The sequence below is a fragment of the Cellulomonas sp. P4_B5_2 genome (genome assembly GCF_056402235.1).
In genome coordinates, this window is record NZ_JBFUHU010000485.1 from 1 (window position 1) to 1,792 (window position 1,792).

Consider the following 1,792-nt stretch of genomic DNA (forward strand, 5'->3'; position numbering starts at 1 on the left):
GGCTGAGGCGCTCCTGCACGCGGGTGCCCTGGAGCTGGCCCGGGCCGTGCTGGGCGTCGAGCTGGACGACGCAGAGCGCTCCGCGACCGCGGCGCTGACCCGGGTCCTGGGGCGCCCGATCACACCCGAGCCGGTGAGCGTCCACCTGCACCCGCGCGACCTCGACGCCCTGCGCGCCGCCGGTGCCGACGAGGTGCCCCCGGGCGTGGAGCTCGTGGCCGACGCAGCACTCGCACCCGGCGACGCCGTGGCCAAGCACGCCGACGGGTACCTCGACGCGCGCATCGGCGCGGCGCTGGGCCGCGCGGCCGCCGCTCTCTCGCAGGACGTCGCATGACGACCGCGCTGCGCAGCCGCTGGGACGACGCGCTCGACGCGGTCGCGCCGGAGGTCGTCGGGACGGTGCGCGGGGTCGTGGGCCTGTCGATCGAGGTGGCCGGCACAGGCGCTGCGGTGGGGGAGCTGGTCCGGCTGGGCGACGACGACCCCGTGCTGGCCGAGGTCGTGGCCACCACCGGCGGCATCGTGCGGTGCATGCCCTTGGGTGCCACCCGGGGCATGCGCGCCGGCATGCCGGTCCGCCCGCTGGGCACCGCGTTGCAGGTGCCCGTCGGCGCAGGGCTCCTGGGACGGGTGCTGGACGGGCTCGGACGGCCGATCGACGGTAAGGGTCCGCTGCGCGCCGACGCGTGGGTCCCGGTGGACGGCAGCGCGCCGCACCCGCTGGACCGCGCCCGCGTCGACACCCCGCTGGACCTCGGCGTCCGCGTGCTCGACACGCTGGTCACCGTGGGTCGCGGCCAGCGGCTCGGTCTGTTCGCCGGGTCGGGCGTCGGCAAGTCCAGCCTGCTGTCGATGATCGCGCGCGGCACGGACGCCGAGGTGTCGGTGATCGCGCTGGTGGGGGAGCGCGGCCGTGAGGTGCGTGAGTTCCTCGAGGACGACCTCGGCCCGGAGGGGCTGGCGCGCAGCGTCGTCGTCGTCGCGACCTCCGACGAGCCGCCGCTGGTGCGGCTCCGGTCCGCGTTCGTCGCCACCCGGATCGCGGAGCACCTGCGCGACGGCGGGGCGCACGCCGTGCTGATGATGGACTCGCTCACCCGCGTCGCCATGGCGCAGCGCGAGATCGGGCTGTCGGTCGGCGAGCCGCCCGCCACCCGCGGGTACCCGCCGAGCACGTTCGCCCTGCTCGCCCAGCTGCTCGAGCGTGCCGGCACCGGAGCGACCGGCTCGGTCACCGGGCTGTACACGGTCCTCGTCGACGGGGACGACCACAACGAGCCGATCGCCGACGCCGCCCGCTCGATCCTCGACGGGCACGTGGTCCTCGACCGCCGCCTGGCCGTCGCCGGCCACTTCCCGAGCGTCGACGCGCTCGCGTCGATCAGTCGCGTCGCGTCGCGGGTCTCCTCGACCGAGCGCCAGCTGCTCGCCCGCCGGCTGCGCGCCGTGATGGCCGCGCGCCGCCAGGCGCAGGACCTCCTCGATGTCGGCGCCTACGTGGCGGGCTCCAACCCGCTCGTCGACGCGGCCGTCACGCACGGGCGGTCCATCGACGCGTTCCTGTGCCAGGGCATGGACGAGTCCGCCCCGGCCGAGCAGTCGTGGGCGCACCTGGCTGCGCTCGTGCACGCCCTCGGGGACCTGTCGTGACCCGCGCGTTCCCGCTGGCCGGGCTGCTGCGCCTGCGCGCCCTCGCCGAGGACCAGGCAGCCTCCGAGCTGGCCCAGGCGCGCCGCGAGCAGGCGTCCGCCGAGCGCCGCGCACGGGAGACGGCCGAGCGCCTCTCGGG

2 protein-coding genes are annotated in these 1,792 nt (G+C 76.7%); both read left to right on the forward strand.

Annotated features, from left to right (window positions below; genetic code table 11):
* On the forward strand, positions 1-337 hold a 337-nt coding region (locus AC1DUQ_RS21415), incomplete at its 5' end, for a FliH/SctL family protein (protein ID WP_477074597.1).
* Positions 334-1,653, forward strand: coding sequence for a FliI/YscN family ATPase (locus AC1DUQ_RS21420; RefSeq protein WP_477060040.1), 1,320 nt, complete (start codon positions 334-336; stop codon positions 1,651-1,653). The genes AC1DUQ_RS21415 and AC1DUQ_RS21420, both read left to right, overlap by 4 nt.
* Positions 1,654-1,792 lie beyond the last annotated feature (139 nt).